Source organism: Eikenella sp. HMSC071B05 (assembly GCF_001811325.1).
GTDB lineage: Bacteria > Pseudomonadota > Gammaproteobacteria > Burkholderiales > Neisseriaceae > Eikenella > Eikenella corrodens.
Genome location: NZ_KV804544.1, coordinates 1 through 25,448 on the forward strand (window position 1 = coordinate 1; position 25,448 = coordinate 25,448).

At 54.2% G+C, this 25,448-nt stretch carries 25 protein-coding genes; 9 read left to right on the forward strand and 16 right to left on the reverse strand.

Annotation, left to right across the window (positions count from 1 at the left end):
• Positions 1 to 264: 264 nt before the first annotated feature.
• The 6 genes from HMPREF2796_RS03700 to pheT all read left to right on the forward strand — a co-directional run bounded on the left by HMPREF2796_RS03700 (position 265) and on the right by pheT (position 6,540).
• Entirely contained in the window at positions 265 to 741 is a 477-nt protein-coding gene (locus HMPREF2796_RS03700) for a ComEA family DNA-binding protein (protein ID WP_246826857.1), read from the forward strand.
• A 97-nt stretch (positions 742 to 838) separates the two neighbouring features.
• Positions 839 to 1,786: a thioredoxin-disulfide reductase gene (trxB, locus tag HMPREF2796_RS03705; RefSeq protein ID WP_023887948.1), complete on the forward strand. Its 948-nt coding sequence runs from the start codon at positions 839 to 841 to the stop codon at positions 1,784 to 1,786.
• Positions 1,787 to 2,099: 313 nt separating this feature from the next.
• The gene (locus HMPREF2796_RS03710; protein WP_070631165.1) at positions 2,100 to 2,543 is read left to right on the forward strand and encodes a DNA polymerase III subunit chi; all 444 of its coding nucleotides are present in this window, start codon (positions 2,100 to 2,102) and stop codon (positions 2,541 to 2,543) included.
• Positions 2,544 to 2,694: 151 nt separating this feature from the next.
• Positions 2,695 to 3,687, forward strand: coding sequence for a phenylalanine--tRNA ligase subunit alpha (gene pheS, locus HMPREF2796_RS03715; protein WP_070631084.1), 993 nt, complete (start codon positions 2,695 to 2,697; stop codon positions 3,685 to 3,687).
• Between the two features lie 52 nt (positions 3,688 to 3,739).
• The gene (locus HMPREF2796_RS03720; protein WP_070631085.1) at positions 3,740 to 4,045 is read left to right on the forward strand and encodes a hypothetical protein; all 306 of its coding nucleotides are present in this window, start codon (positions 3,740 to 3,742) and stop codon (positions 4,043 to 4,045) included.
• Positions 4,046 to 4,179: 134 nt separating this feature from the next.
• Positions 4,180 to 6,540: a phenylalanine--tRNA ligase subunit beta gene (pheT, locus tag HMPREF2796_RS03725; protein ID WP_070631087.1), complete on the forward strand. Its 2,361-nt coding sequence runs from the start codon at positions 4,180 to 4,182 to the stop codon at positions 6,538 to 6,540.
• A 66-nt stretch (positions 6,541 to 6,606) separates the two neighbouring features.
• On the opposite strand, the gene HMPREF2796_RS10720 is transcribed toward pheT, so the two are convergent.
• The 11 genes from HMPREF2796_RS10720 to kdsA all read right to left on the reverse strand — a co-directional run bounded on the left by HMPREF2796_RS10720 (position 6,607) and on the right by kdsA (position 16,270).
• Positions 6,607 to 7,041 carry a type IV pilin protein gene (locus tag HMPREF2796_RS10720; protein WP_083308636.1) on the reverse strand — a complete coding sequence of 145 codons (435 nt, stop codon included), beginning with the start codon at positions 7,039 to 7,041 and terminating at the stop codon, positions 6,607 to 6,609.
• A gap of 12 nt (positions 7,042 to 7,053) precedes the next feature.
• Positions 7,054 to 7,575, reverse strand: a complete 522-nt coding sequence (locus tag HMPREF2796_RS03730; RefSeq protein WP_070631089.1) for a pilus assembly PilX family protein — start codon at positions 7,573 to 7,575, stop codon at positions 7,054 to 7,056.
• Complete coding sequence (locus tag HMPREF2796_RS10725; RefSeq protein ID WP_083308637.1) at positions 7,557 to 8,648, reverse strand: PilW family protein; 1,092 nt, start codon at positions 8,646 to 8,648, stop codon at positions 7,557 to 7,559. The genes HMPREF2796_RS03730 and HMPREF2796_RS10725 overlap by 19 nt, the downstream gene beginning before the upstream one ends.
• Before the next feature lie 6 nt (positions 8,649 to 8,654).
• Positions 8,655 to 9,218 (reverse strand): type IV pilus modification protein PilV, encoded by a 564-nt coding sequence (pilV, locus tag HMPREF2796_RS03735; protein ID WP_070631091.1) that lies wholly within the window; start codon positions 9,216 to 9,218, stop codon positions 8,655 to 8,657.
• A 19-nt stretch (positions 9,219 to 9,237) separates the two neighbouring features.
• Positions 9,238 to 9,894, reverse strand: coding sequence for a GspH/FimT family pseudopilin (locus HMPREF2796_RS10730; RefSeq protein WP_240070318.1), 657 nt, complete (start codon positions 9,892 to 9,894; stop codon positions 9,238 to 9,240).
• A 60-nt stretch (positions 9,895 to 9,954) separates the two neighbouring features.
• Positions 9,955 to 11,343 (reverse strand): replicative DNA helicase, encoded by a 1,389-nt coding sequence (dnaB, locus tag HMPREF2796_RS03740; protein WP_070631093.1) that lies wholly within the window; start codon positions 11,341 to 11,343, stop codon positions 9,955 to 9,957.
• Positions 11,344 to 11,738: 395 nt separating this feature from the next.
• Positions 11,739 to 13,139 carry a DEAD/DEAH box helicase gene (locus HMPREF2796_RS03745; RefSeq protein WP_070631167.1) on the reverse strand — a complete coding sequence of 467 codons (1,401 nt, stop codon included), beginning with the start codon at positions 13,137 to 13,139 and terminating at the stop codon, positions 11,739 to 11,741.
• 344 nt (positions 13,140 to 13,483) lie between these two features.
• Entirely contained in the window at positions 13,484 to 14,173 is a 690-nt protein-coding gene (locus tag HMPREF2796_RS03750; RefSeq protein WP_070631096.1) for an energy-coupling factor ABC transporter permease, read from the reverse strand.
• Positions 14,174 to 14,185: 12 nt separating this feature from the next.
• Positions 14,186 to 14,845 carry a uracil-DNA glycosylase gene (gene ung, locus HMPREF2796_RS03755; protein WP_070631098.1) on the reverse strand — a complete coding sequence of 220 codons (660 nt, stop codon included), beginning with the start codon at positions 14,843 to 14,845 and terminating at the stop codon, positions 14,186 to 14,188.
• Positions 14,846 to 14,947: 102 nt separating this feature from the next.
• Positions 14,948 to 15,373 (reverse strand): DUF4870 family protein, encoded by a 426-nt coding sequence (locus tag HMPREF2796_RS03760; RefSeq protein WP_003824837.1) that lies wholly within the window; start codon positions 15,371 to 15,373, stop codon positions 14,948 to 14,950.
• Positions 15,374 to 15,418: 45 nt separating this feature from the next.
• A complete protein-coding gene (gene kdsA, locus HMPREF2796_RS03765; protein WP_070631101.1) occupies positions 15,419 to 16,270 on the reverse strand; it encodes a 3-deoxy-8-phosphooctulonate synthase in 852 nt (283 codons plus the stop codon).
• Between the two features lie 415 nt (positions 16,271 to 16,685).
• Between kdsA and HMPREF2796_RS03770 the strand changes: the two genes are divergently transcribed.
• Entirely contained in the window at positions 16,686 to 17,849 is a 1,164-nt protein-coding gene (locus tag HMPREF2796_RS03770) for a 5-(carboxyamino)imidazole ribonucleotide synthase (protein WP_070631102.1), read from the forward strand.
• A 124-nt stretch (positions 17,850 to 17,973) separates the two neighbouring features.
• Here HMPREF2796_RS03770 and HMPREF2796_RS03775 read toward each other — a convergent pair whose 3' ends face one another.
• The gene (locus HMPREF2796_RS03775) at positions 17,974 to 18,912 is read right to left on the reverse strand and encodes a D-2-hydroxyacid dehydrogenase (protein ID WP_070631104.1); all 939 of its coding nucleotides are present in this window, start codon (positions 18,910 to 18,912) and stop codon (positions 17,974 to 17,976) included.
• Between the two features lie 312 nt (positions 18,913 to 19,224).
• Here HMPREF2796_RS03775 and cls point away from each other — a divergent pair, with 312 nt between their 5' ends.
• Positions 19,225 to 20,682, forward strand: coding sequence for a cardiolipin synthase (gene cls, locus HMPREF2796_RS03780; protein ID WP_070631106.1), 1,458 nt, complete (start codon positions 19,225 to 19,227; stop codon positions 20,680 to 20,682).
• 278 nt (positions 20,683 to 20,960) lie between these two features.
• Positions 20,961 to 21,389 carry a hypothetical protein gene (locus tag HMPREF2796_RS11495; RefSeq protein WP_070631108.1) on the forward strand — a complete coding sequence of 143 codons (429 nt, stop codon included), beginning with the start codon at positions 20,961 to 20,963 and terminating at the stop codon, positions 21,387 to 21,389.
• Between the two features lie 129 nt (positions 21,390 to 21,518).
• Here the strand turns inward: HMPREF2796_RS11495 and HMPREF2796_RS03790 are convergent, their stop codons facing one another.
• From HMPREF2796_RS03790 to gmk, 4 genes are all read right to left on the reverse strand, one after another.
• Positions 21,519 to 21,803, reverse strand: a complete 285-nt coding sequence (locus tag HMPREF2796_RS03790; RefSeq protein ID WP_070631110.1) for a DUF3079 domain-containing protein — start codon at positions 21,801 to 21,803, stop codon at positions 21,519 to 21,521.
• A gap of 108 nt (positions 21,804 to 21,911) precedes the next feature.
• Complete coding sequence (locus HMPREF2796_RS03795; protein ID WP_246826858.1) at positions 21,912 to 24,440, reverse strand: RelA/SpoT family protein; 2,529 nt, start codon at positions 24,438 to 24,440, stop codon at positions 21,912 to 21,914.
• Between the two features lie 2 nt (positions 24,441 to 24,442).
• Entirely contained in the window at positions 24,443 to 24,649 is a 207-nt protein-coding gene (gene rpoZ / locus HMPREF2796_RS03800; protein WP_003824851.1) for a DNA-directed RNA polymerase subunit omega, read from the reverse strand.
• Positions 24,650 to 24,734: 85 nt separating this feature from the next.
• Positions 24,735 to 25,349: a guanylate kinase gene (gene gmk, locus HMPREF2796_RS03805; RefSeq protein WP_246826859.1), complete on the reverse strand. Its 615-nt coding sequence runs from the start codon at positions 25,347 to 25,349 to the stop codon at positions 24,735 to 24,737.
• Positions 25,350 to 25,448 lie beyond the last annotated feature (99 nt).

The window sequence follows — 25,448 nt, forward strand, 5'->3', positions numbered from 1 at the left end:
TGATCTGTGTATAGAGTTGGATATCCGGGGCTGTGGCTTTGGCAAAGCTTTATATCTAATTTTATAAAAAACTGTTGGGATGTATGGGTACATTGGACTTCTGTACAGAATACAGATTTCTGTTTAATTTTATTTGTTATTAAAAGGTTATACTGGTAGATTAGATGGGTGGTTCGGCAACTTTATATAAGTAAGTGTGCAAAATGCAATTATTTGTTATTTAAGGGTAAAACTAGTTGCGCTATAGATGGTACTAACTTATAGTTGCGATTAGTAATACCTTTTTTCACTAGACTTCAAGGAGTTAAAATTATGAAGAAGTTTTTATTCGTCATTGTTAGCTTGCTGAGTTTTTCTTGGGCATTAGCACAAGTTAATATCAATACTGCCACTGCACAAGAGCTGCAAACCTTGAACGGTATCGGTCCGGCTAAAGCTGCTGCAATCGTGGAATATCGTACCGCTAACGGCCCGTTCAAATCTCCTGAAGACATTAAAAACGTGCGTGGCATTGGTAACGGCATTTATCAGAAGATTTCTTCAGAAATTACCGTCGGTAATGGCCAGGCTGCCCGTACTCCGGCTGCTCGCCCTGCTACTCAACAGCAACAACCGCAACCAGCTGCTGCCAAACCGGCTACTCCGGCTGCTAAACCAGCTACTTCCGCAGCTAAACCGTCTGCCAGCAAACCTGCCGCCGCCCGTCCGGCTGTCAACAAACCAGCTGCTGCTAACCCCTAATAAGTACGAAATGCTTATACACCGCCTGCCATATTGCCGGCGGTGTTTTTATGTACGAAAGCGGGTACAATAAACGTCATTTTATTTGGAGAAGACTATGCCTAAGCACCACAAACTCATCATCCTCGGTTCCGGCCCCGCAGGTTACACCGCCGCCGTTTATGCCGCCCGCGCCAACCTCAATCCCGTCATCATCACCGGTTTGGAACAAGGCGGCCAACTCATGACCACCACAGAAGTGGACAACTGGCCTGCCGATGCCGACGGCGTGCAGGGCCCCGAACTGATGGCGCGCTTCCTCGCCCACGCCGAACGCTTCGGCACGGAAATCGTTTTCGACCACATCCACACCGCGCAACTGCAGCAACGCCCGTTCAAACTCATCGGTGATGCGGGCGAATACACCTGCGACGCACTCATCGTCGCCACCGGCGCATCGGCCAAATACCTCGGCCTGCCGAGCGAAGAAACCTTCGCCGGACGCGGCGTGTCCGCCTGTGCCACCTGCGACGGCTTCTTCTACAAAAAACAAGATGTAGCCGTAGTCGGCGGCGGCAACACCGCCGTGGAAGAAGCACTCTACCTGGCCAACATCGCCAACACCGTAACCCTGATACACCGCCGCGACAGCTTCCGTGCCGAAAAAATCATGGTGGACAAACTGATGCGCCGCGTGGAAGAGGGCAAAATCATCCTGAAAACCGAAGCCGTATTGGAAGAAGTATTGGGTGACGACAGCGGCGTAACCGGCGCGCGGTTGAAATTCAACGACGGCCGCAGCGAAGACATCGCCGTCAAAGGCGTATTCATCGCCATTGGCCACAAACCCAATACCGACATCTTCAAAGGCCAGCTCGATATGGACGACGCAGGCTACCTGAAAACCAAAGGCGGCAGCGGCGACAACGTCGGCGCAACCAACATCGAAGGCATTTGGGCGGCGGGCGACGTGAAAGACCACACCTACCGCCAAGCCATCACCAGCGCGGCCTCAGGCTGCCAAGCCGCTCTCGATGCCGAACGCTGGCTCGACCGGCAACGTTAAATGCACTCAGGCTACCTGAAAAAACGAAACCTCCGAAAGCCGATTTAACTCCGCAGAACCCCGGCCTTGGCTGCGTCGAGACATCGTTTTAACTAGGTTGCAACTTGAGTTTTCAGGTAGCCTTTAGCCTTAACCGGATTTTAGGTAGCCTGCCCGCAATATTCCCCAGCGGGAACAAGCACGGCGGGTAACAATACAGGCTACCTGAAAAATCCAAACACTCTGCCCAAGCCATTTGCAGCCAATCTGGCCGCAGGGCACAGGCAAACGATTTGCCGACCCCAGCCTCCCCGCCATTTTTCAGGTAGCCTCCATGCCCACCGTTACCTTCTACACCCACGTTGCCGATTTAGAAACCTTCGCCTGCCGCCTGGCCAAACGCGCGGTCGAAGCCGGCTGCCGCGTGCTGGCTTGGTGCGGCGGCACGGAGCAGCTGGCAACCCTCGACCGCCAATTGTGGGCGTTTGAGGCCGAAAGCTTCCTGCCGCACGAAATCTGGCAGCCCGAAGAAAACCCGTGCCCAGCGGAGCCGCCGATACTGCTGGCCGAGGGGGAAACTCTGCCCGCGGCGGAAAGCAGCCTGGTGGTGCTGAATTTATCGGCAGACTTGTGGAGCGATGCTCCGAATACGCCGGAACGTGTGCTGGAAATCGTTGGCTACAGTGAAACCCAGCTTGCCGCTGCCCGCCGCCGCTTTGCTGCCTACCGTAACGGCGGTTTCAAAATCGAACACCACAATATGCAGGGTAAAGCCTAGTTTTGTCCATCGTCCGCTTTGCCGGCCTGCTATAAAAACAGCCCATTTTCGGCTAAAATGCCGCCTTTCCCGCCTTCGGTTTTGCTGCCGGATTTTTCAGGTAGCCTGCAGGTGTGCCGCCCCCATTTCCAACATTATTTCACAATAAAATATGCAAAACGCAGAACAAATTGCCGCCGCCGGCATTGCCGCCATCCAAAACACCGCCGACCAGCAAGCCCTCGAACTCGTCAAAGCCCAGTACCTCGGCAAAACCGGCGAACTCAACGCCTTGCTCAAACAGCTCGGCAGCCTGCCGCCCGAAGAGAAAAAAACCGTCGGCGCGTTCATCAACGAGTGCAAGCAGCGTTTCCAAGCCGCCTACGATGCCAAACGCGCCGAGTTGGCCGAAGCCAAACTGCAAGCCCAGCTTACAGCTGAAGCCCTCGATATTACCTTGCCCGGACGCGCGCAGGAAAATGGCGGTCTGCATCCCGTAACCCTGACCTTGCAGCGCGTAGTCGAACTCTTTCACGGTATGGGCTTTGAAGTGGCAGACGGCCCGGAAATCGAAGACGATTTCCACAACTTTCAGGCTTTGAACATCCCCGCAAATCACCCGGCACGCGCCATGCAGGATACGTTCTACGTTGAAAACGGCGATGTTTTACGCACGCACACTTCCCCGATTCAAATCCGCTACATGCTCGATAAAAAAGAACCGCCCATCCGCATTATTGCCCCTGGCCGCGTTTACCGTGTGGACAGCGATGCTACGCACTCGCCCATGTTCCATCAAGCCGAAGGCCTGTGGGTGGAAGAGGGCGTAACCTTCGCCGATTTGAAAGCTGTGTTCACCGATTTTATCCGCCGCTTTTTCGAACGCGATGATTTGCAAGTACGTTTCCGCCCGTCTTTCTTTCCGTTTACAGAACCGTCAGCCGAAATCGATATTATGGGCGAAAACGGCAAATGGCTGGAAGTCGGCGGCTGCGGCATGGTGCATCCCAACGTGTTGAAAAACGTGAATATCGACCCAGAAAAATACACCGGTTTCGCTTTCGGCATCGGCCTCGACCGTTTCGCCATGTTGCGTTATAACGTGAACGATTTGCGGCTGTTTTTTGATAACGATTTGAACTTTTTGAAACAGTTTGCGAAATGATTGTGCAGGCTGCTTGAATGGAAAAGCAGCCTGCACCGCAGAAAGCTGAATCATGAAACGCTATGTTACCCCATTCGTTTGCTATGTGTTTGCTGTCGCACTGTGGTTGCTGTCCATCTATTGCGAAAATCGCTCTTTGGCGTTGGCCGATTTGAAAACTCTGACCGGCGACGATGTGGAAGGTGCAATAAGGTGGTCGAATTATGGATCTGCCTCGTTTATCGCATCCTGTTTTGCCACCGCGATCGGCAGTTGGTTGATGCCGTGGTTTAAAAGCTGGGAGCGTGTAGCGTTTACAGTGAGTGTCAGTTTAGGCTATACCTTGCTGGCGTGGTTCGTAACAATCGTATTGATTTGATTGCTTAAGGTTTTAAAAGGCTACCTGAAAGCAACAGCCCCAACAAAGTTAAAAAGCAGCCTGCGCCCCTAAACAAACAGGTCGTCTGAAAACAAAATCTGATAAAAAGTTAATTAGTTGATTGAGAACATAACATGCAATTCTCCTACTCATGGCTGAAAACCCAAGCCGATACCGAACTTTCCGCCGATAAGCTGGAACATCTGTTAACCATGTCCGGCTTGGAAGTGGAAGAAGCCGAGACTGCCGCGCCTGCGTTTACGGGTGTGGTGATTGCCGAAGTGAAATCCGTTGAAAAACATCCGGATGCTGACCGTTTGAACGTTACCCAAGTCGATGCGGGTACGGGTGAGTTGGTGCAGATTGTGTGCGGTGCGCCGAATGTAAAAGCTGGCATCAAAGTGCCGTGTTCGCTGTCGGGCGCGGTATTGCCGGGCAATTTCAAAATCAAGCCGACCAAGATGCGCGGCGTGGTGTCGAACGGGATGTTGTGTTCCACCGATGAACTCGGTCTGCCTGACGACGGCGTGAACGGCTTACACATTCTGCCGCAAGACGCTCCTGTCGGTGCAAACATCCGCGAATATCTGGATTTGGACGATACGGTATTCACGCTGAAAATTACGCCGAACCGTGCTGATTGCCTGAGCATCAAAGGTATTGCGCGTGAAGTGTCCGCGCTGACGGGTTGCGCGTTCAAGCAGCCTGCAATCCATGCCGCGCCCATCACGGGCAGCCGCAAACAGCCCGTGCAGATTGATGAGCCTGCCGATTGCGGCCGTTTTATCAGTCGCGTGATTGAAAACGTGAATGCGCGCGCCGCTACGCCGGATTGGATGAAGCAACGTTTGGAGCGCAGCGGTATCTGCAGTATTTCCGCGCTGGTGGACATTGGTAATTATGTGATGCTGGAAATTGGTCAGCCGATGCATGTTTTCGATGCCGACAAACTTTCAGGCAGCCTGTACATCCGCCGCGCGTGTGAAGGTGAAACGCTGGAATGCCTGAATGAGAAAACCGTCTCTCTGTCTGAAAATACGCTGGTGGTGGCCGACGAAAAAGGCGCGTTGAGTTTGGCGGGTCTGATGGGCGGCGCGGCAAGCGCGGTTTCAGATGACACGCAAAATATCGTGCTGGAAGCGGCTTGGTTTGCGCCTGAAATCATCGCAGGGAAATCGCGCCAATATGGTTTTGGTTCGGATTCGTCGTTCCGCTTTGAGCGCGGCGTGGATTACCGTTTGCAGGCTGATGCCATCGAGCGCGCTACCGAATTGGTTTTACAAATCTGCGGCGGTGCGGCAGGCGAAATGGTGGAAGCGTTAGGCAGGCTACCTGAAAACAAACAGGTTGAATTGCGTTTAGGCCGTCTGAAAACCGTATTGGGCGTGGACATTCCTGCCGAACAGGTGGAAACCATTTTGCAGCACTTGGGCCTGCAACCTGAAAAAACGGCGGAAGGCTTCCGCGTTACCGCGCCGAGCTTCCGTTTCGACATCGAAATCGAAGCCGATTTGATTGAAGAAGTCGGTCGGGTTTACGGCTATGAAAATATCCCCGACGATTACACGTCAGGTCGTCTGAAAATGCTGGCGCTGCCCGAAACCCGCCGTCCGCGTTTTGCCGTTTATAACGAAATGGCGGCGCGCGGCTACCGCGAAGTGGTCAGCTACGCCTTCGTTGACGAGCAGTGGGAACTCGATTTTGCCGCCAACGCCAACCCCATCCGCCTGCAAAATCCGCTGGCGGCGCAGTATGCCGTGATGCGTTCCACGCTCATCGGCGGTTTGGTGGAAATTCTGCAGAACAATCTGAACCGCAAGCAAAGCCGCGTGCGCGTGTTTGAAATCGCCCGCGTGTTCAGCAAAGGTTCAGACGGCCGGTTTGTACAAAATGAACGCATCGGCGGCCTGTGGTACGGTGCGGCGATGCCCGAACAATGGGGCGAGAAAACGCGCAACGCGGATTTTTACGATATCAAGGCGGATGTGGAAAATCTGTTGAAAAACAAAGCAGTTGAATTCATCAAAACCGAACATCCCGCCCTGCATCCCGGCCGCGCCGCCAATATCGTTTCAGACGGCCAAGTTATCGGCTTTGTTGGCGAATTGCATCCGAAATGGCTGCAAAAATACGACTTGCCGCAAGCGCCGCTGGTATTTGAAATCGATATGGCAGCGGTGTTGGAACGCGAAAAAACGCGTTATCAGGCAGTATCGAAATTCCAGCCGGTGCGCAGGGATTTGGCTTTTGTGGTGCCCGAAGCCACCACTTTCGAGCAGTTGCAGGCTGCTTTGCGCGGCGTGAAATCCGATTTGATTCAGGAAATTACCTTGTTCGACGTATATCGTGGGGTAGGGCTACCTGAAAACATGAAGAGCATGGCAGTAAAAGTGATTTTGCAGGATGCGGAACGTACTTTGACGGATGATACGGTTGAAGAGATCGTGCAGAAGTTGATTGCTGCTGCTGAAACTGTTGGTGCACGTTTGCGATAGAATAGATAAGAACAAGAAGTCGGCTGCTTGGTATCAAGCAGCCGACTTAGTTATATGAAATAAAATTTATTTGTTAATCATCGTACAAGAAGATGATTTGCTTTGTGCCTCACTTACAGTTTTGCATTCGTAGACAGTGCCAGCAGCAGTAATATATAGTGACTTAGTATAGCCATTTGGTTTTGGTTGAAGGTATACATAATAGGTATTGATATTTGTATTGTCTGTTAGTGCAGATACAAAATCATATCTACGCTCAGGATCACTATTCTTACTATTGACTAAAGTAGAGAGTCCAGCAGTTGAGTAATTGCCATTATTACGCAATTTATTCTGCCTCATTTGAGCAACTATATCTAATAGATGGTTTTTAGCGGCAGCTAAATGTGTCTTTTCAATATGGGACTGATAAGATGGCAACGCAATAGCAGCTAGTATACCGATTATGGCTACAACAACCATCATCTCTACAAGAGTGAAGCCTCTAGTTTTCTTTTTCATTGGCCATTCCTGTTATTTGCCAGAATATTCAACGTAAGACTGCAAAGTGACCACGGTATTATTGTTAGCCCCCCATGCACGAGCCGTTACGCGGAAAACATTTTTATAGTTTTGGTCAGCAATTTCGCCCAAACGTTCTACCATATAACAAGCATTATTAGTGTTGGATGACTGATTTTTTAAGCAGTGTCTACCTTTGTTTGCTTCATTTAGATTGACGGAATCACTTCTTTTCCAAACAGGCGTAGAATCAGATGCTTTGCCACCACAAATGCCATCCTTGCAAGAGTTACTATTGGCTGCAGCAGTAAATGCTTTATTTTGCTCAGTTACAATACGTTGTTCACCATTTCGCAGTGCTTGTTCAGCGAGAGAGAAGGCATATTTCCTATCTGCATCATTTGAGCTAATACGCATTTCTGTATTGGTTGATTGCATGCTGGCAACAACAATTAGCGCAATAACCAGCATCATAATTAGTACGATGAATAGAGTATAGCCTTGTTGTTTTTGAGTTACGATTGATTGGCGCATACGTTTCCTCCACGAACATTAGCTCTAATTAAATATTGGTTAACGGTACCATATGTGTTTGCATCATCATTAAGCCGCAAGCGCATTTCAAGGATAGTTGGCAACATAGAAATACGAGTTACGTCAGGTGCATTTCCCAACGTCGTACGGTTACTAGAGAACGTTACAGAAGTATTGGTATTGTTGCAGCCTGCATATAATTGCTGGATACCCATTCCTTGGATGTTAGAAACCATCAATTGAGGGTTCCCCCATGAACCACTTGGAGTCAGAGTAAATCGATATAAAGCATCAGCTGTGGTGTTAACATTAGGAATTCGACCAATAACGTAGGCAACTCCATATACTTGGGATAGAGTGGTTTGCGGGAGGTAAAAAACGTCAGGACCGCTAAAGTGAGAAATAATTGATCCACCACCGAAACCAGAACCAATGACTAGATCATTCCCATTTTGGGTAAGGGTGCTGCCATTACCAATATACATGCGTCCACAAGAAGATAAGGCGATGGGGCCTCCAGCATTAGCAACGTCCCTTAATTCTTTAGGAGCATCTTTTGCTGTAGGATTAGTTACTTCTGTGACGGGAGTAAGATTTTGCCCGTATACGAAAATTAGTGCTGAAGAGGAGTTACTTGGTACGAACCCAGAAATATTAAATGTATTTTTAGCCGTGTTAGCATTCATTATACTAATTCCACTGTAAGCTGGATCATCTAGAACCAGTTTAAAGTTTGCAGTATTAGATTGAAAGCCATCGGTAGAATGGGGCGATGTGGGCATCTGTTTGTGTACTAAATTCCCCATATTAAAACAACCAAAGGAGCCGGCCATTTGGGCGTCGCGGAGAATCAACTCTGAGGCATTGCGCAGGTCTTGCTGTGCAGCTAGGCGGCTTTCAGAGTTTGTACGCATTCTACTGGTAATACCATATGTAATACCAATGGCAAGTAAAACAACCAATGCCAACGAGCTAGCAACCATGAATTCAATCAAAGTAAATCCATGTGGTTTTGCCTGAAAATTTGGAATATGTGGTTTGCTCTTTGGAGAGCGGCATAGATGATATTTCATAATAATTTAGTCTCCTACAACCGCACTATAGCTATAGTTAAAGTCATCGGAATTTTGAGTATCCCCATTACTTTCTGTCCATTTTACCTCGATTGTAGTAGTGGGCGTATCACCAGAGGTACTAGTAATTGCATATGAAATGCCGGTCGCATTGGGTAATGCATTTTGCAGTTCTGCAGTAAATGCATTTAGTTGGCAGGCGATGAGAGCCTTACGCTTTATGCCGGTTGCATTACCACATACGGGAATATCGACGGCAGATGATGTAGGAGTAATATTTTGTGTTGATTTATTATAGTCGGTGTAGGTGAATTTGGTTGTAGCAGCTGAGTGAGTGCCAATATTATTGATTACATCAGGGTTGCTTAACATGCCAGCAGACAGATTCTGCACAGCCTGAGCAACCCGAGTTTGCATTTCTGCTTCACGGACGTTACCCACAGATTTTAATTGTGCAAGCATAAGAGCCATAATGCCAAATGCCATAATAAATACAGAAATGAGCACTTCTAATAGAGTACTACCCCGATTAAGATGTATCGGCTTTAATAAGAATTTATGATTAGACATGCTGTTATTCCTTCAAGCTTTAAGATAAAGCACAATAGGTTGCATAGCTACTTGCAGTTAATGAATTGAATTCAGAAGGGGTCATATTCCCGTTGCAGGTTATCACTCGACCACTCGGTGCAATTAAAGCCATGCGGACATGCTTTCCATCACTCGCTGCTATTCTGATGTAGTTAGAAGAGTATGTGTATTGGCCATTAGATTTACCAACACCAAAAGTGCCATTTGGCATATAAATAAAGCGAGTTTTATCAGTCGTTGGATTGCTAAGCGCAATATCAAGGCTACTAATTGTTATTGACTCATTATTAATTAATACTGAGCGTAAATCTGTGTCATTACTAGAATTGACGATGCCACTGTCGTAGTCATTATTGCTATTTTTATCAATGAACGCCAATAAGGAGTTACCTCCTTTATCGCAGCCATTATTGGGCTTGGCATCAGATTTAAGTTTAATGCCGCCACAGATGATAACAGGACTGTTTCTGCGTACGGCCTCAGTTCTGGCAAATCGGAAAATAGTTGTAATTTGGCTGATTCGATTACCTAACTTTTGTGTAGCGATAAAGTTACTCATGCTTGGCATGGCAATTGTAGCCATAATCCCGATCAGGGTCAGGGTAATCATCAGCTCTATCAGGGTAAAGCCCTGTGTATGTTGTCGTGTCTTCATGGCCATCACTTTAAAATGGGAAATGGGGCACAAAAATAGGCGGATTGAGTAAGATTGTTCTTATTCTTCAGTAAAGTAAGTATGCCCAGTATGTACTGCATTGTCAAATTTGCTGAATTCGCCGGTAAAGACCAGCGGGATTTTGCCGGTGGGGCCGTTACGGTGTTTGCCGATGATGCATTCGGCCATGCCTTTTTTGTCAGTATCGGGGTGGTAGTATTCATCACGATACATGAACATAATCAGGTCGGCATCCTGCTCGATGGCACCGGATTCTCGCAAGTCGGACATCATGGGGCGTTTATCGGTGCGGGATTCAACAGTACGCGACAGTTGAGAGAGGGCGATAATCGGGATATCCAATTCTCTGGCCAGCGATTTGAGTGAACGGGAGATTTCCCCCAATTCTGCTGCGCGGTTGTTACTGTTGTGGCCGGTGCCGCTCATCAGCTGTAAGTAGTCGATAACCACTAGCCCCAATTTACCTTTTCTTCTGGCCAAGCGGCGCACGCGAGCGCGGACTTCCAGCGAATTTAAGGCAGGGGTTTCGTCGATAAAGATGGGGGCGTCTGACAGTTTGTGTAGAGCGTCATTGAGCCTAGCCCAATGTTCGTCTTGCAATTGACCGGTTTTGAGTAAGCCCTGATCCAGCCTCCCAACCGAACCGAGCATACGCATTACCAGCTGCACCCCGCCCATCTCCATCGAGAAGATGGCAACGGGCAGGTGCGTACTGATAGCGACGTTTTCCGCGATATTCAATGAAAAAGCGGTTTTCCCCATTGCCGGCCTTCCAGCAACGATGATGAGATCACCACCGTGCAAACCGGCTATTTTTTTATCTAGATCGATGAATCCGGTTGGAATGCCGGTTACATCGTCTTTATTTTCCCTTGAGTAAGCCTTGTCGATTTTGGCGACGGCTTCTTTCAGCATGGCAGGCATCTCTAAGAATTCGTGTTGCACTCTGCTGGTGCTTTCGGCAATTTTAAAGATTTTGGCTTCCGCCTCGTCCAACATTTGTTTGACGTCCCTACCTTGCGGATTGTAAGCATTCCTAGCAATCTCTGTGCCAGCTTGTGCGAGCTGGCGCATGATGGAACGGCCGCGCACGATTTCGGCGTAGCGGGAGATGTTGATGGCAGAGGCAGTATTTTGTGCCAAATCCACCAGATAGCCGAAACCGCCGGCCTCTTCCAGCACCTCTTCGCGCTGCAATACCTCTTCCACGGTAATGGTGTCGGCCGGGCGATTGCGTTCGGCCAGGTGGGCGATGGCGCGGAAAATCAGGCGGTGTTCGTAGCGGTAGAAGTCTTCTTCCGAGATGGTGCCGGCAATGCGGTCCCAGGCGGAGGAATCCACCATCAGCCCGCCCAATACCGACTGCTCGGCTTCCATGGAGTGCGGCGGCAGGGCAAGGCTTTCGTTACTTTGGTCTTGAATATCCATAATAGTTTGTTGCGGCAGGAGAATAGGGGCTACCTGAAAAATATCATTACTGAATATGCAGCTTGAGGCTACCTGAAAAAGGCCGAAACCTTTACAAGCCTATTGTAGGTACGTTTCTGCACGCCACGCTTCTCGAACGCTTGGAAAAGATTGAAATATTACCCGCACATTTCGTCTCTGCTTGCTTTGAGCTGTGCTTGGGTCATGTGCTTTGTAAAGGTTTGAGGCTACTTGAAAGCCGGTGACCGTTTATTTTTCAGGTAGCCTACAAAGTATGCCCTGGGTGAGCCAGCATACTGACAAATTCCGTCACTTTTGTTGCGAGTGTACAGAGAGCGGATTGTGCTGCTCTGTCACGCTAAGGCAGGCGCATGCGCTGAGGGCAGGCAAAATGTTCAGCTGTCGGCGCCATAGTTCGGCTGTACCAATGCGCAAACCGGGCGGTGGCGGCGGCTGCGGTGGCGTCGGCCTGGGATGCGACCGCATTCTTGTGCGGGGCTTTCGGAGCTGCCGCTGCGTGCAGAGGCTTTACTGCGGCTGTCTGCATTACGGCCACGGCGGCCGTTGCGTGCTTCACGCGGTTCACGTGTATCGCGTGAGGAGTGCTCGGCGGCAGGGCGGCTACCTTCCTGTTGATGTTGCCACCAGCGCGGTTCGAAGCCTTCAATCCGCTCCACCGGCAATTCTTTGCCGATGAGTTCTTTAATGGCCTCAAACATTTTCTGTTCGTCTTCGTCCATCAGCGAGATGGCTACACCCTCGGCGCCGGCGCGGCCGGTGCGGCCGATACGGTGCACATAATCTTCGGCCTGGGTGGGCATTTCATAATTGATCACGAAGGGCAGCTCGGCAATATCCAACCCGCGCGCGGCTACGTCGGTGGCCACCAGTACGCGCAGTTCGCCGGCCTTGAAGGCGTTGAGCGTTTCCAAACGGGTTTGCTGCGATTTATCGCCGTGAATCGGCGCCACGCTGAGGCCGCGCCGTTTCAGGTCGCGGGCTACTTGATCGACGCTCTGCTTGGTTTTGCAGAACACGATTACCTGATTGATGTGCAAATCTACAATCAGCCGCTCCAGCAGGTTGCGCTTCTGGGCGGTGTCGATGGCGATGATGTGCTGCTCGACGCTGGCGCTGGCCGTATTCTGCGGCGCGGTCTGCACCTGCTCGGGTCGGTTCATAAAATCCTGCGCCAGCTTGCGGATGGGCGGCGAGAAAGTGGCGGAAAACAGCAGGGTTTGGCGCTGTTTGGGCAGCAGCTGCATGATGCGGCGGATGTCGTCGATAAAGCCCATGTCGAGCATGCGGTCGGCTTCGTCGAGCACCACGATTTCCACTTTATCCAGCCGGATGTTTTTCTGTTGCACGTGATCCAGCAGGCGGCCTACGGTGGCCACCACGATCTCGCAGCCGGCGCGCAGGTCGGCAGTTTGTTTGTCCATATTCATGCCGCCGAACAGCACGGTGTGGCGCAGCGGCAGGTTTTTGATGTAGGCAGCGGTATTTTGGTCGATTTGGTCGGCCAGCTCGCGGGTGGGGGTGAGCACCAGCATGCGCACCGGATGCATGGCAGGCGATGTGCTGGTGGTGGCGTAGCGGCGCAGGCGCTCCAGGCTGGGCAGCATGAAGGCGGCGGTTTTGCCGGTACCGGTTTGGGCGGCTGCCAACAGATCGTGGCCGGCCAATACTTTGGGGATGGCGGCAGTTTGGATGGCGGTGGGCTGCTCATAACCCTGGTCGGCCAGTGCGGCGGTGATTTCGGCGCTAAGGCCGAGATTGGTAAAGGGGTTGTTCATATTTGCTCCGTGTGGCAGCTGCGCGGTGGGCGGCTGCAGGGAATGGGGATAGGCTTTGGCGGCAGTTTGGATGAATTTGGCCGGCAAAGGATGAAGGCTACCTGAAAATATAGGCGGTAGCGAAGTTAAAGCAGGCCGGTGATACGCTTGAAAATTGTGCGCAAACCGGCACGATAAAATGCCACGAGAAGTGTTTCAGGAGTAGCGGTTGCCAGGAAACCCGGTCAGAGGCTACCTGAAAGCGTGGGCTTCAACGAAATTCAAATAAAAGACCGGCAATGCAAGATGCCGAACAAGCCGTATTGTGCCTGAAAAACTGGTTTTCAGGTAGCCTCTATCGCGGCCTATTTCCAGATTTGCCGAGCATTCTGGCGCAGGTAGTCGGCGTCGGAGAAAGTGGTGATCAGATGCGGTTTGAGGGCGATGAAGATAGCGGATAACAGGCCGGTGAGGAAGGCTTCACCCCAGGCAATCAGAAAGAACACCGGCAGCACCGAGCCCAGCAGGATGGCGGTGGGAAAAGTTCCGACCAGATATAGCAACACTCCGTTGGCCGCTGCGCTGAGCAGGATGCCGGCCGCAGCGGCGAAAAAGCCGTTGAGGAAGATGTAGATAAACAGATTGCGCGGCAGCCGACGCACGATTTGCCGTGCCAGCGCCACGCCGGCCAGCGGCGGCACAATGCCGGCCAAAACCGTTAGCCCCGCCACGCTCAAATCGCCCACGCCCTGCCACAGCCAGATATATGGCAATAGCAGCAATACGGCCAAGCAGAATGCTGCCGGAATGTCCACCATCAAGGCCAGCAGGCCGATACCCAGCAAATGGTAGCTCAACCCGCCCAGCATCCCGCCGGCCGGCGCGGCGCGCAGGCTCCAGCACAGCGCCATGATCAGCAGCCCAACCCATGCCGCTTGGCGGTGTGCGCGCCATGTTGCCAAAGCCGGGCGCAGGGCAGCGGCAAACAATAGCAGGCACAGCACATCGGCGGCCAGCAACCAAGGCAGGGGGAACCAGTGAGCGGGGAAATTCATGGGGTTAGCAGCTCAGATTTGCCAATCAATCGGCGGCAGGCCGTGCTGTTGCAAATAGGCGTTGGCTTGCGAGAAATGGCGGCAACCGAAGAAGCCGCGGTGGGCGGAAAGCGGCGAGGGGTGCGGCGCAGTGAGCACCAGATGGCGGGTGCGGTCGATAATGGCGCCTTTTTTCTGGGCATGGCTGCCCCACAGCATGAATACTAAGTGTTCGCGCCCTTCGTTGAGCACGGCAATCACGTGGTCGGTGAAGGTTTCCCAGCCCAGCGCGGCGTGGGAATGAGCCTGTCCAGCGCGCACGGTGAGCACGGTGTTGAGCAGCAGCACGCCCTGCTCCGCCCAGCTTTGCAGATAGCCGTGTTTGGGGATTTGAAAGCCGGGAATGTCTTGCGCCAACTCTTTGTAAATATTCACTAGGGATGGCGGAACGGCCACGCCTTCGCGCACGGAAAAGGCCAGCCCGTGTGCTTGGTTGGCGCCATGGTATGGGTCTTGCCCGAGAATGACCACACGCACTTGGCCGAACTCGGTGGCGCGGAAGGCGTTGAACACGTCGGCGGCGGGCGGGTACACAATTTGCCCGGCTTCGCGCTCGTTGTGCACGCTATGGATAATGTGTTGGAAATAGGGTTGCTGTTTTTCCGCACCGATGGCTTCGTGCCAAGTTTGCATGGGGTTTCCTTATGAGATGGAAAGAGGCTACCTGAAAATAAGCGGGATGCCTTGGGAAAGGCTACCTGAAAACAGAAAACGCTATTTTCAGGTAGCCTTTATTTACATCAGCCAGCCTGTTGGGGTAACAGATCGGTTTTCACGCAGACGTAGGAAGCCAGCGATAACACGGAACACATACCAAGCCCCCACTAAAGGCAAAATTAGGAAGCCAACAAGCACAAATAGCAAAACGTAGCCAATAGCACTGCCAATGACCGTTATCCAAAAAGTCTTCAACAAAAATTGAATGTGATCGAAATAAATCGTACCGCGCAGCTCATTGCGTTTAGCGTAAGCCATAATGACACCGCCCAAAGTGGGCACAATGCCAAAGCCGAACATACCCAACGCATACAATGCGTAGATAACGTAAAGATAGGACACATTGCGCTCTTCTCGCGACATATTTGCCAAATCGGGTACAGCGAGCTCCGCAATGGGATCAAACGGCTTGCCGCCACGTTCCGACTGTTTATTATCCATCATTCATTCCTTAATATTTTGATTATGCTGTGTATTTAGTTATACGGGTTAATGCGTATCCAGCTCGGCAAAACCTTTTACCAGATTATCAATCTGCTTGAGCTGGCTCAAGAAAGGCTCGAGCTGGCTTAAGCGCAGGGCGCAGGGGCCGTCGCACTTGGCCTGCTCGGGATCGGGGTGAGCTTCCAAAAACAGCCCGGCCAGCCCCACCGCCATGCCGGCGCGCGCCAAGGTAACAATCTGCTCGCGCCGCCCGCCGGCCGAATCGCTGCGTGCGCCGGGCTGCTGCAGGCTGTGGGTTACGTCGAAAAACACCGGCACGTTCATCTGCTTCATGGTGTCGAAGCCGAGCATGTCCACCACCAAGTTGTTGTAGCCAAAGGCAGAGCCGCGCTCGCACAAGATGATTTTATCGTTGCCCGCTTCCAGGCATTTATTGATGATGTGGCGCATTTCGTGCGGAGCGAGGAATTGCGCCTTCTTCACGTTGATAATCGCGCCGGTGCGCGCCATGGCGTGCACCAGATCGGTTTGGCGGCTCAAAAAGGCCGGTAGCTGCAAAATATCGACCACCTCCGCTGCTGGCGCGGCTTGGTAAGGCTCGTGGATGTCGGTAATCACCGGCACGTTATAGGCTGCCTTAATATCGGCGAGCCATTGCAAACCCTTTTCCAAACCCGGACCGCGGAAAGAATGCAGGCTGGAGCGGTTGGCCTTGTCGAAGCTGGCTTTGAACACATAGGGAATATCCAGCTTACGGCAGATTTCTATATAGGTTTCGGCAATTTCCATGGCCAAATCGCGGCTTTCCAGCACGTTCATGCCGCCAAACAAAACGAAGGGGCGGTTGTTGGCAATGGTGAAGCCGTGAAGCGGGATTTGCGGAAGGGCAGTTTGCATGGCGCGTGTCCGTTGTTTGGATGGGTTAAAAGATGACCCGATTATAACGGAAAAGGACGGTATGAAACGGAAGGCTACCTGAAAACGAGCTCGCCGAAGGCGGATGAGTTTCTGCGAGGCGGACCGAGGTCGCCGAAGGCATCCGCAGTTTCCTACCAAGCTAAAGTGGGGGAGATAGTTATACCTTTTCAGGTAGCCCACTTGGGAAAGGCAGGCAAACCAATGAATTGCCTGATGTGCAGCCTGCTTGCACTAGGCTTGGTGCCGAGATTTGAGTACAATACATCACTTAAAGAAATGTGTTTGCTGCAAGCAAACCAACCGCCAGCCGCCGCCGGAACCACAAGCAAACAGAGGCTGGCGTTTGCTTCAGCCCGGCCGACAGCGCGCCCCCGTAGGGTGCAGAAAGTGGAACATGACCAAAGCAAAAACAACGCCGATTTTACCGCCCGCCATGCTGGGCATTTTGGGCGGAGGCCAGTTGGGCCGGATGTTTACCGTGGCCGCCAAACAAATGGGCTACAGCGTAACCGTGCTCGATCCCGATCCCAACTCTCCCGCCGCAGCCCTGGCTGACAAACACATTTGTGCCCCGTATGACGACCTCGGCGCGCTGGCCGACCTGTCCACTTGCGCCGCCGTTACCACCGAATTTGAAAACGTCAATGCTCAGGCCATGCGCGCCTTGGCATTGGAAACCCGCGTGTGCCCCAGCGGCGACAGCGTGGAAATTGCCCAAAACCGTATTCAGGAAAAAGCCTGGATAGCCAAGGCCGGCCTCGAAACTGCGCCTTATCTGCCCGTTACCCAAGAAGCTGACCTCACCGACGAAGCCGTCGAGCCGCTCCTGCCCGGCATCGTCAAAACCGCCATGCTCGGCTACGACGGCAAAGGCCAGGTGCGCGTGTCCAGCCCGGAAGAAGCCCGCGCCGCCTTCAAACAGCTCGGCGGCGTGCCCTGCGTGCTGGAAAAAATGCTCAACCTGCATTCCGAAATTTCTGTAATCGTGTGCCGGCTCAACAGCCAGCAGGTGAAATGCTTCCCGCCCGCCGAAAATCGCCACGAAGACGGCATCCTGGCCTACTCCATCGTGCCCGCCCGCCTGCCCGACGAAGTGCAGAAGCAGGCGCAGGAAATGGCCTGCCAGCTGGCCGAAGCCATGAATTATGTCGGCGTGCTGGCCGTGGAAATTTTCGTCATCGGCAACGATCACAAATTGATTGTAAACGAAATCGCCCCGCGCCCGCACAATTCCGGCCACTACACTTTGGATGCCTGCGCCAGCAACCAATTCGAGCAACAAGTGCGCCTCATGTGCGGCCTGCCGCCTGCCGACACCCGGTTGCTCTCCTGCTGCAGTATGGCCAACCTTTTGGGCGATATTTGGCTGCCCTCAGGCAAGGTAAACTGGCTGCCGCTCCTGCAACGCCCCGATGTGTGCCTGCATCTCTATGGCAAAAAAGATGCCCGCCCGAAGCGCAAGATGGGCCACTTCACCGTGCTTTCTTCCCAGTCTGCCGACATCGCGTTTATGCTTGCGCACAAATTGCAGCGGCAGCTGCAGCGAAAAGGGAAGTAGCACACGCCATCCTAAGCAGGGCTATCGGAAACAGCAGCCTTGTTTTGACGGAGAGTGGAAATAGGATTGGGCAAGATACAGGCTACCTGAAATCTTCAGGTAGCCTGTATCTTGCCCAATCCGTTTACAACGCGTTTTGCGGCCTGCCTTCGGCGAAGGCGGTGATATTGGCTTCGAGAATTTCGGTCATATTGAGCAGGGCTTCCTGGCTGGTCCAGGCGATGTGCGGGGTAACGATGAGGTTGGGCAGCGGGGCGAGCAGGGGGTTGTCTTGGCGCGGCGGCTCTTGGCTGAGCACGTCGAAACCGGCGCCGCCGAGCCGGCCTTGTTGCAGGGCGGCGAATACGGCTTGTTCGTCGGCGAGGCCGCCGCGGCCGGTGTTGATAAGGATGGCGGTCGGTTTCATCAGACGCAGCTCGGCCTCGCCGATCATGTGGCGGGTGTGCTCGTTGAGCGGGCAGTGCAGGGAAACGGCATCGGCCTGCTGCAAGGCTACCTGAAACGGGGTGTAGCCTTCGCGCACGGCGGCTGCGTGTTTGTGTTCGCCCCAGATGACTTTCATGCCGAAGGCCTGGGCGTAGCCGGCGAGGGTGCGGCCGATGTTGCCGCGACCGAAGATGGCGAGGGTTTTGCCGCCGAGGTCGTGCATGGGGGTGTTGAAATGGACGAATTGGGGGGATTGCTGCCAGGCGCCGGCAGCGATGTCGCGCATGCAGGCGGGCAAGTGGCGGATGAGGGCGAGCAGCATCATGAAGGCGTGTTGGGCCACGCTTTCGCTGCTGTAGTTGCGCACGTTGCACACGGTAACGCCGGCGGCTTTGGCGGCGGCCAGGTCGATGTGGTCGTAGCCGGTGGCGGCCACGGCGATGAGTTTGAGCTGGGGATTGGCGGCGAGGTGTTCGGCGCGGATGGCAACTTTGTTGGTGATGGCGATTTGTGCGCCGGCGAGGTGGGCGTTGGTTTGCTCGGGCGCGGTGGCAGGAAATTCGTGCAGGGTGTGGGGGAAGTTGAAAGAGAGCGGGCGGGCAGGAAGGGTGTCGCGGTCGAGGAAGACGATGTGCATGGGCGGCTCCTTGGAACAGGGATGGAAGACGATATGGCCTGCAGGGAGTATAGCGCGAAACTGGAGGTGGGCGGGAAGGCTACCTGAAAATCGGCACTGCTTGCTTTCAGGTAGCCTTAAATTGGATTTTCGGCGGCCTGCCGGTTCGGCTGCTTGGAAGCTCGGCGGCGCCATAGTTGGATTGCGTTGCAGCTGCGTTTTAGCTGTGCAGAAACTCTGCTGCGCGTGTTTCCACTTTGTTGAAGCTGCGCTTTCAGGTAGCCCTTACTGCGGCTATACTGTCGCTTTTCCCGGTTTTCAGTTTCAAAACATATGAGTTGGTCGAATATTTTCCTGAGCACGCACTTTTTGCTCACGCTGGGCATTGCCCTGCGGGTGATTTACGCCCGCCGCTCGGGCAGTGCGGCGCTGGCTTGGCTCACGCTCCTGTTTGCCTTCCCGTTTGTAGGCGTAGCGGCTTATCTGCTGATTGGCGAGCCGAAGCTGGGGCGGTTGCGTGCGGCGCGCCGGGCGGAACTGCATGCTTTCCACGATGAATTTGCCGACCGTTTCCTGCCGCCCGAGGCCGCGCCGGTGGCGGATATCCGCTTCAGGCAGTTGGCGCGTTTCGTGCAGGGCAGGGCGGGCTACGCGCCCACCGGCGATAACGGCGTGCGCCTGCTGGCCGATACGGACGAGATTTTGCAGGCCTTTGTGGACGACATCGATGCGGCACAGCATTGCTGCCTGCTGGAGTTTTATATTGTGGACGGCAGCGGGCGGGTGGAAGCAGTGCTGGAGGCGCTGATGCGCGCGGCGGATCGCGGCGTGCGCTGCCAGCTGTTGGCCGATTCGCTGGGCAGCCAAGGGTTTTGGCTGTCGGACTGGCCGGATTGGCTGCGCGAAGCCGGGGTGGAGGTTACTCCTGCGCTGCCCTTCGGGCTGATCAGCTCGCTGTGGGTGCGAGCTGATGTGCGCAACCACCGCAAAATCCTGGTGGTGGACTACCGCATTGCCTACACCGGCAGCTACAACCTGGTGGATCCCAAACTCTTCAAGCAGGGCGCGGGCGTGGGTGAATGGGTGGACGCGGTGCTGCGCTGTGAAGGTGTGGCAGCGCAGGAATTGGCGGCGGTGTTCTACGGCGATTGGGCGGTGGAAAACTCACACAACCTCAATGCCACCTTGGAATACCTGAGCGGCTACCTCACCGGTACACACGAACGCTTTGCCGGCAGCGGCAGCGAAACCCTGCAAGTGCTGCCCTCACACCCGGGCGGCGATACTTCGCTGGTGTACGATGTGTTGGTGAACGCGCTGAACGTGGCGCAGGAATCCGTGATCATCAGCACGCCCTATTTCGTGCCGGATGAAGCTCTGCTCAACACGCTTACCATGACCGCCCAGCGCGGCGTGAAAGTAACCTTAATCCTGCCGCGGCGCAACGATTCGCGTCTGGTGCGCTACGCCAGCAGCGCCTACTACCAGCCGCTTTTGGATGCGGGCGTGAGGCTGAAAATGTATGGCGGCGGCTTGCTGCACACCAAGGCGGTGGTGGTGGACAACTGCTTTGCCTTGTTCGGCACGGTAAACATGGATATGCGCAGTTTCTACCTCAACCTCGAAGTAAGTCTCGCCCTTTATTCGCCCGACACTGTGACTGCCGTGGCCACACTGCTACAAGGCTACCTGAAAGACTGCGAAGAAGTGGAGCTGAAAAAATGGCAGCAGCGCCCGCGCATCCGCCGCTTTGTCGAACGCTGCGTGCGGCTGGCCAGCCCGTTGCTGTAGAAGCAGCCGGCCAAGCCATGGTGTGAAATAATTATAAGTTGGCATCTTTACCAAAACCGAAGGCTGCCTGAAAACTATTTCATATCATTGGGCTTGGGGCGGAAAAACATTTATGTTAAGATAAACACATTCTTTTATAGTGAATGAATGAAAACCGAGACAAAGCGGTGCGCCGAGGTAGTGCTAAGCAGTGCTAGCACGGCGGATCAACGCAGTGTCGTTTTTTGTTCATTTACTATAGTAGACACTTCCCTTCAACTTTATATAAGGATCCAACCATGAAGAAAACATCCGTATTCGCCGCTTTGATCGCCGCCTTCGCTTTGACCGCTTGCGGTGACAACCCCGCTCCGGCTGCTGCATCTGATGCCTCTGCCGCTTCCGCCGCTTCTGCTCCGGCTGCTTCCGCACCTGCTGCTTCTGCTCCGGCTGCCGCTGCATCTGATGCTTCTGCCGCTGCAGCTGCTGGCGACCACTGGTGCCAGCCTTGGGAAAACAAAATCGAAGAATACCTGGCTAGCGTGAAAGACGAGCAACGTCGCAAAGAATTTGCCGATATCTACGCTCCCCTGCGCCAGAACATGCGCAACATCCAGGAAAACATGATGAAGACCACTCCCGAACAGCGTAAACAGGAGTGCGATGCTTTGATCAGCCAGCTGGAAAAAGATATTGCTGAAGATATCGAAGACGCTAAAAGTGAATAAGCACGATTGCAGCTGTATTGAAAATACCGCCGGAAAGCCCGGCGGTATTTTTGTTGGGTGGATCGGTTGATGGAGACAAGTTTCAGGTAGCCTTTGTTGTTCTGGAAAGGCTACCTGAAAACATGTGGGCTAATGCTGCTTGAGCGGCAGTTTGATATGAGGTTTGGCAGGTTTGGCCGGCGCTTCCGGGGGGGGCTCAGGGGCGGTTTTGAGGCCGAGTTCGATTTGCTGCTCGTCGCTGAGCAGGTTGCTCCAGTCGCCGTGTTTATACCATTCGGGGCCGTCGGTTTCGATGGGGTGTTGGATGCGCTCGCAGCCGTTGCCGCATTGCAGATCTTCGGTGCGGCAGTATTTGTCGCAGCCCCAGCAGATGCGTTCGGGGTGTTTGGGGAAAATGGGAAATTTTTTGGCCATGATGTGTGTCGTTTATTGATATGGTTTAAAGCATGGCGGCGTGGGCTGAAAGCGGGATGCCCTGCAGCTGCTGCGTTGCTCGCTGCTACAGGAACAGAAATCCCGTTTTCATTGGCGCTGCACTTTGCGCACCTGCGAAATGGCATATAGGGCGCTGATGATTTGCTCCAGCTGCTCGAGGTTGGATATTTGCAGGCGGAAGCTGAATTCGATGAAGCCTTCGCTGTTTTCCTGGGCGGAGCTGAGGGTGTCGACCGATTCGATGTCGGCGCCATGCCCGGATACGGCTTGTGCCATGGCGGCGAGCAGGCCGTGGGCGCGTTTGGCGGATACGGTGATGCTGGTGTGGTAGGTTTTCTTTTGCTCGATACCTTCCCAGTTGGCATCCAGTTGTTGCTCGGGCGGGGCTTTGAGGGTGTTGGGGCAGGTGTCGCGGTGGATGATGAGGCCGTGGTCTTTCACGAGCAGGGCTTTGATGCTGTCGCCGGGGATGGGGTGGCAGCAGGAAGCGAGTTGGACGCGGCCGCTGTCGCTGCTGCCCACGCTGATGGGGGCTATTTTCACGCCGTTGCTCTCGGGCTGGCGGCCGGCGATTTCGGCAATGTGCATGGCCACGGATACGGGGGCAAGCCTGCCCATGCCCACGTCGTAGAGGATGTCTTCGAAGCTGGTGTTTTTGCGGCTGAGGTCGTCGAGATAGCTTTGCTTGAGGTCTTCGGAGAGCAGGAGTTCTTGGGGCAGCAGGGCGGTGAGGGCGCGTTGCAGCAGCTGCTCGCCCAGGCACACGGCATCGCCGCGGTCGATGTTTTTGAGTTTGTTGCGGATGGCACTGCGGGCGCGGCCGGAAATCACGAAGTTGAGCCAGGCCGGATTGGGGCGGGCGGTGTTGGAAGTGATGATTTCCACGCTGTCGCCGGTGCGCAGGCGGGTGCGCAGGGCAACCATGTTGTTGTTGACACGGGCGGCAATGCAGCGGTGGCCGATGTCGGTGTGCACGGCATAGGCGAAATCCACGGGCGTGGCGCCTTCGGGCAGCACGAGGATTTTACCTTTCGGCGTGAATACATACACTTCTCGCGGGAACAAATCCACCTTCACATGCTCAAGGAATTCGATGGCGTTATCGCCCTGGGCTTGGAAATCGAGGATGTTTTGCAACCATTGGTGGGTGCGTTGGGCGGCCGGGTCGGTGGCGGGGTTTTTGTAGAGCAGGTGGCTGGCTACACCTTCTTCGGCCACCTTATCCATTTCGCGGGTGCGGATTTGCACTTCGATGGGCAGGCCGAAGGGACCGACCAGGGTGGTATGCAGGCTTTGGTAGCCGTTGGCCTTGGGGATGGCGATGTAGTCTTTGATGTGGCCGGGCTTGGGCTTATAGAGGCTGTGCAGCGCGCCGAGGGCGGCGTAGCAGGCGGGGATGTTGTTAACGATGACGCGGAAGCCGTAAATATCCATCACTTCGGAGAAATGCAGTTTTTTGTCCTGCATTTTCTTGTAGATGCTGTAGAGGTTTTTTTCGCGGCCGCGGATTTTGGCTTCGATGTTGGCGCTTACCAGCCGCTGGCTGAAGGCACTCAATACTTTGCCCACCACGTCGCGGCGGTTGCGGCGGCTGGCTTGGCGGGCGCGCTCGAGCACGGCGTAGCGGTTGGGCAGCAGGTATTTGAAAGAGAGGTCTTGCAGCTCGCGGTAGGCATGGTTGAGGCCGATGCGGTTGGCGAGCTGGGCGTAGATTTCCAACGTTTCGCGGGCGATGCGGCGGCGGCTGTCGGGCTTTTTGGCATCCAGCGTGCGCATATTGTGCAGGCGGTCGGAGAGCTTGACGATGATGACGCGGATGTCTTTGGTCATCGCCATGATGAGCTTGCGGAAGCTCTCGGCCTGATGCTCGGCCTGGCTGTCGTATTCGAGTTTTTCCAGCTTGGAGAGGCCGTCCACCATATCGGCAATGGCCTGACCGAATTCGGCGGCCAGCTCTTCTTTGCTCGTGCCGGTGTCTTCAAGCACGTCGTGCAGCACGCCGGCGCACAGGCCTTGGGCGTCGATATGCCATTCGGCCAGCTGCTGGGCCACGGCCATGGGGTGGGTGATGTAGGGTACGCCGCTGTTGCGGAATTGGTTTTGGTGGGCGCGGATGCCGAAATCGCAGGCGCGGTTGAGCAGGCTTTGGTCTTCGGTTTTCAGGTAGCCTGCGGCGCGCAGCAGGGATTGGCGGCTGCGTTCGATGATGAGGTGGTATACCTCGTTGATTTGCCGGCGGCACTGGGTGAGCTGGGCTTCTTGGCCGGCTTCGGTATCTGTGTGGATATGGGCGACGATTTCAGTGCACACTTCGCCGAACGTGGGCTGCAAAAAGGCAGGGTCGGCCTGTGTGCCGAGGTCTTCCATGGCAATTTGCACCAGCACCGCGCACAGGGCGTGCACGCGCTGTTTTTCCTCAGCCAGCGCGGCGGTGAGGCGGAAGGCGCGTTCGAGCCGCTCGGGCTGCCCCTGCTTGGCGGCGGTGTCGTGAATGTAAACGCAGGCGGCTTCGAGCAAGGCCCAGCGTTCCATTTTTTTCAGGTAGCCTGTTTGGGCAAACAGGTGCTCACGCCAGGCGGCAACGGGGGCGGCATAATCGGCGCTGGGGGCAATCATGGTTACTTGCTGCGGGAGAGGATTTCTTCGCCGATTTGGCCGGCGGCGATTTCGCGCAGGGCGGTTACGGTGGGTTTGTTGTTGCGGATGTCGTCCACCAGCGGCATAGAACCGTTGGCCAGCTGGCGGGCGCGGTAGGCGGCGGCCAGGGTGAGATTGAAGTGGTTGGGGATGCGGGTGATGCAGTCTTCTACGGTAATACGTGCCATGATGTGTTCCTTATATGTGGTGAATTAATGGGATAAATGTTTTCAGGTGGCCTGCGGGCAGCCGGAGGCTACCTGAAAAATAAAATTAAGCGTTGTTGCCGCTGCCGAGCAGTTCGGTGAGGAAGGGAATTTGGTTTTCCAAACGGCAACGCTGGGATTTGATGATGTACAACAAGGCGGCTTCGGCGGCAGTGAGGTCGTCGTTCACCACCAAATAGTCGAACAGGCGGGCCTGCTCGATTTCGTTGCGTGCTTCGGCCAGCCGCACGGCAATCACTTGCGGGGCGTCGGCGGCGCGCTGGCGCAGGCGCTGCTCCAAAGTGGCCAAGGAGGGCGGGGCGATGAAGATGCTGTAGGCCTGCGGCAGCAGGCGGCGGATTTGTTCCGCGCCTTGGGTGTCAATTTCGAGGATAACGTCGACGCCTTGGCGGGTGAGGCTTTCCAGGCTTTGGGTGCTGGTGCCGTAGTAGTTGCCGTACACTTTGGCGTATTCCACGAATTGGCCTTCTTCAATCATGCGTTCGAATTCGGGCACGCTGACGAAGTGGTAGTGTTTGCCGTTTTCCTCGCCGCGGCGCGGGGCGCGGGTGGTATGGGAAACGGATACGCGGATGTCGGAATGGTGCTGCAGCAGCCGGGCGATCAGCGTGGTTTTGCCTGTGCCTGAGGCGGCGGAAATAACAAAAATATTGCCTTGCATGGTGCGGAAATTTTTTAGTTGAAATTCGGGCGTATTATCGCATAGCATTCAGGGCTTTGAAAGGGCGGCGGATCAGGCTTTGCACTTTGTTGGTGTGCG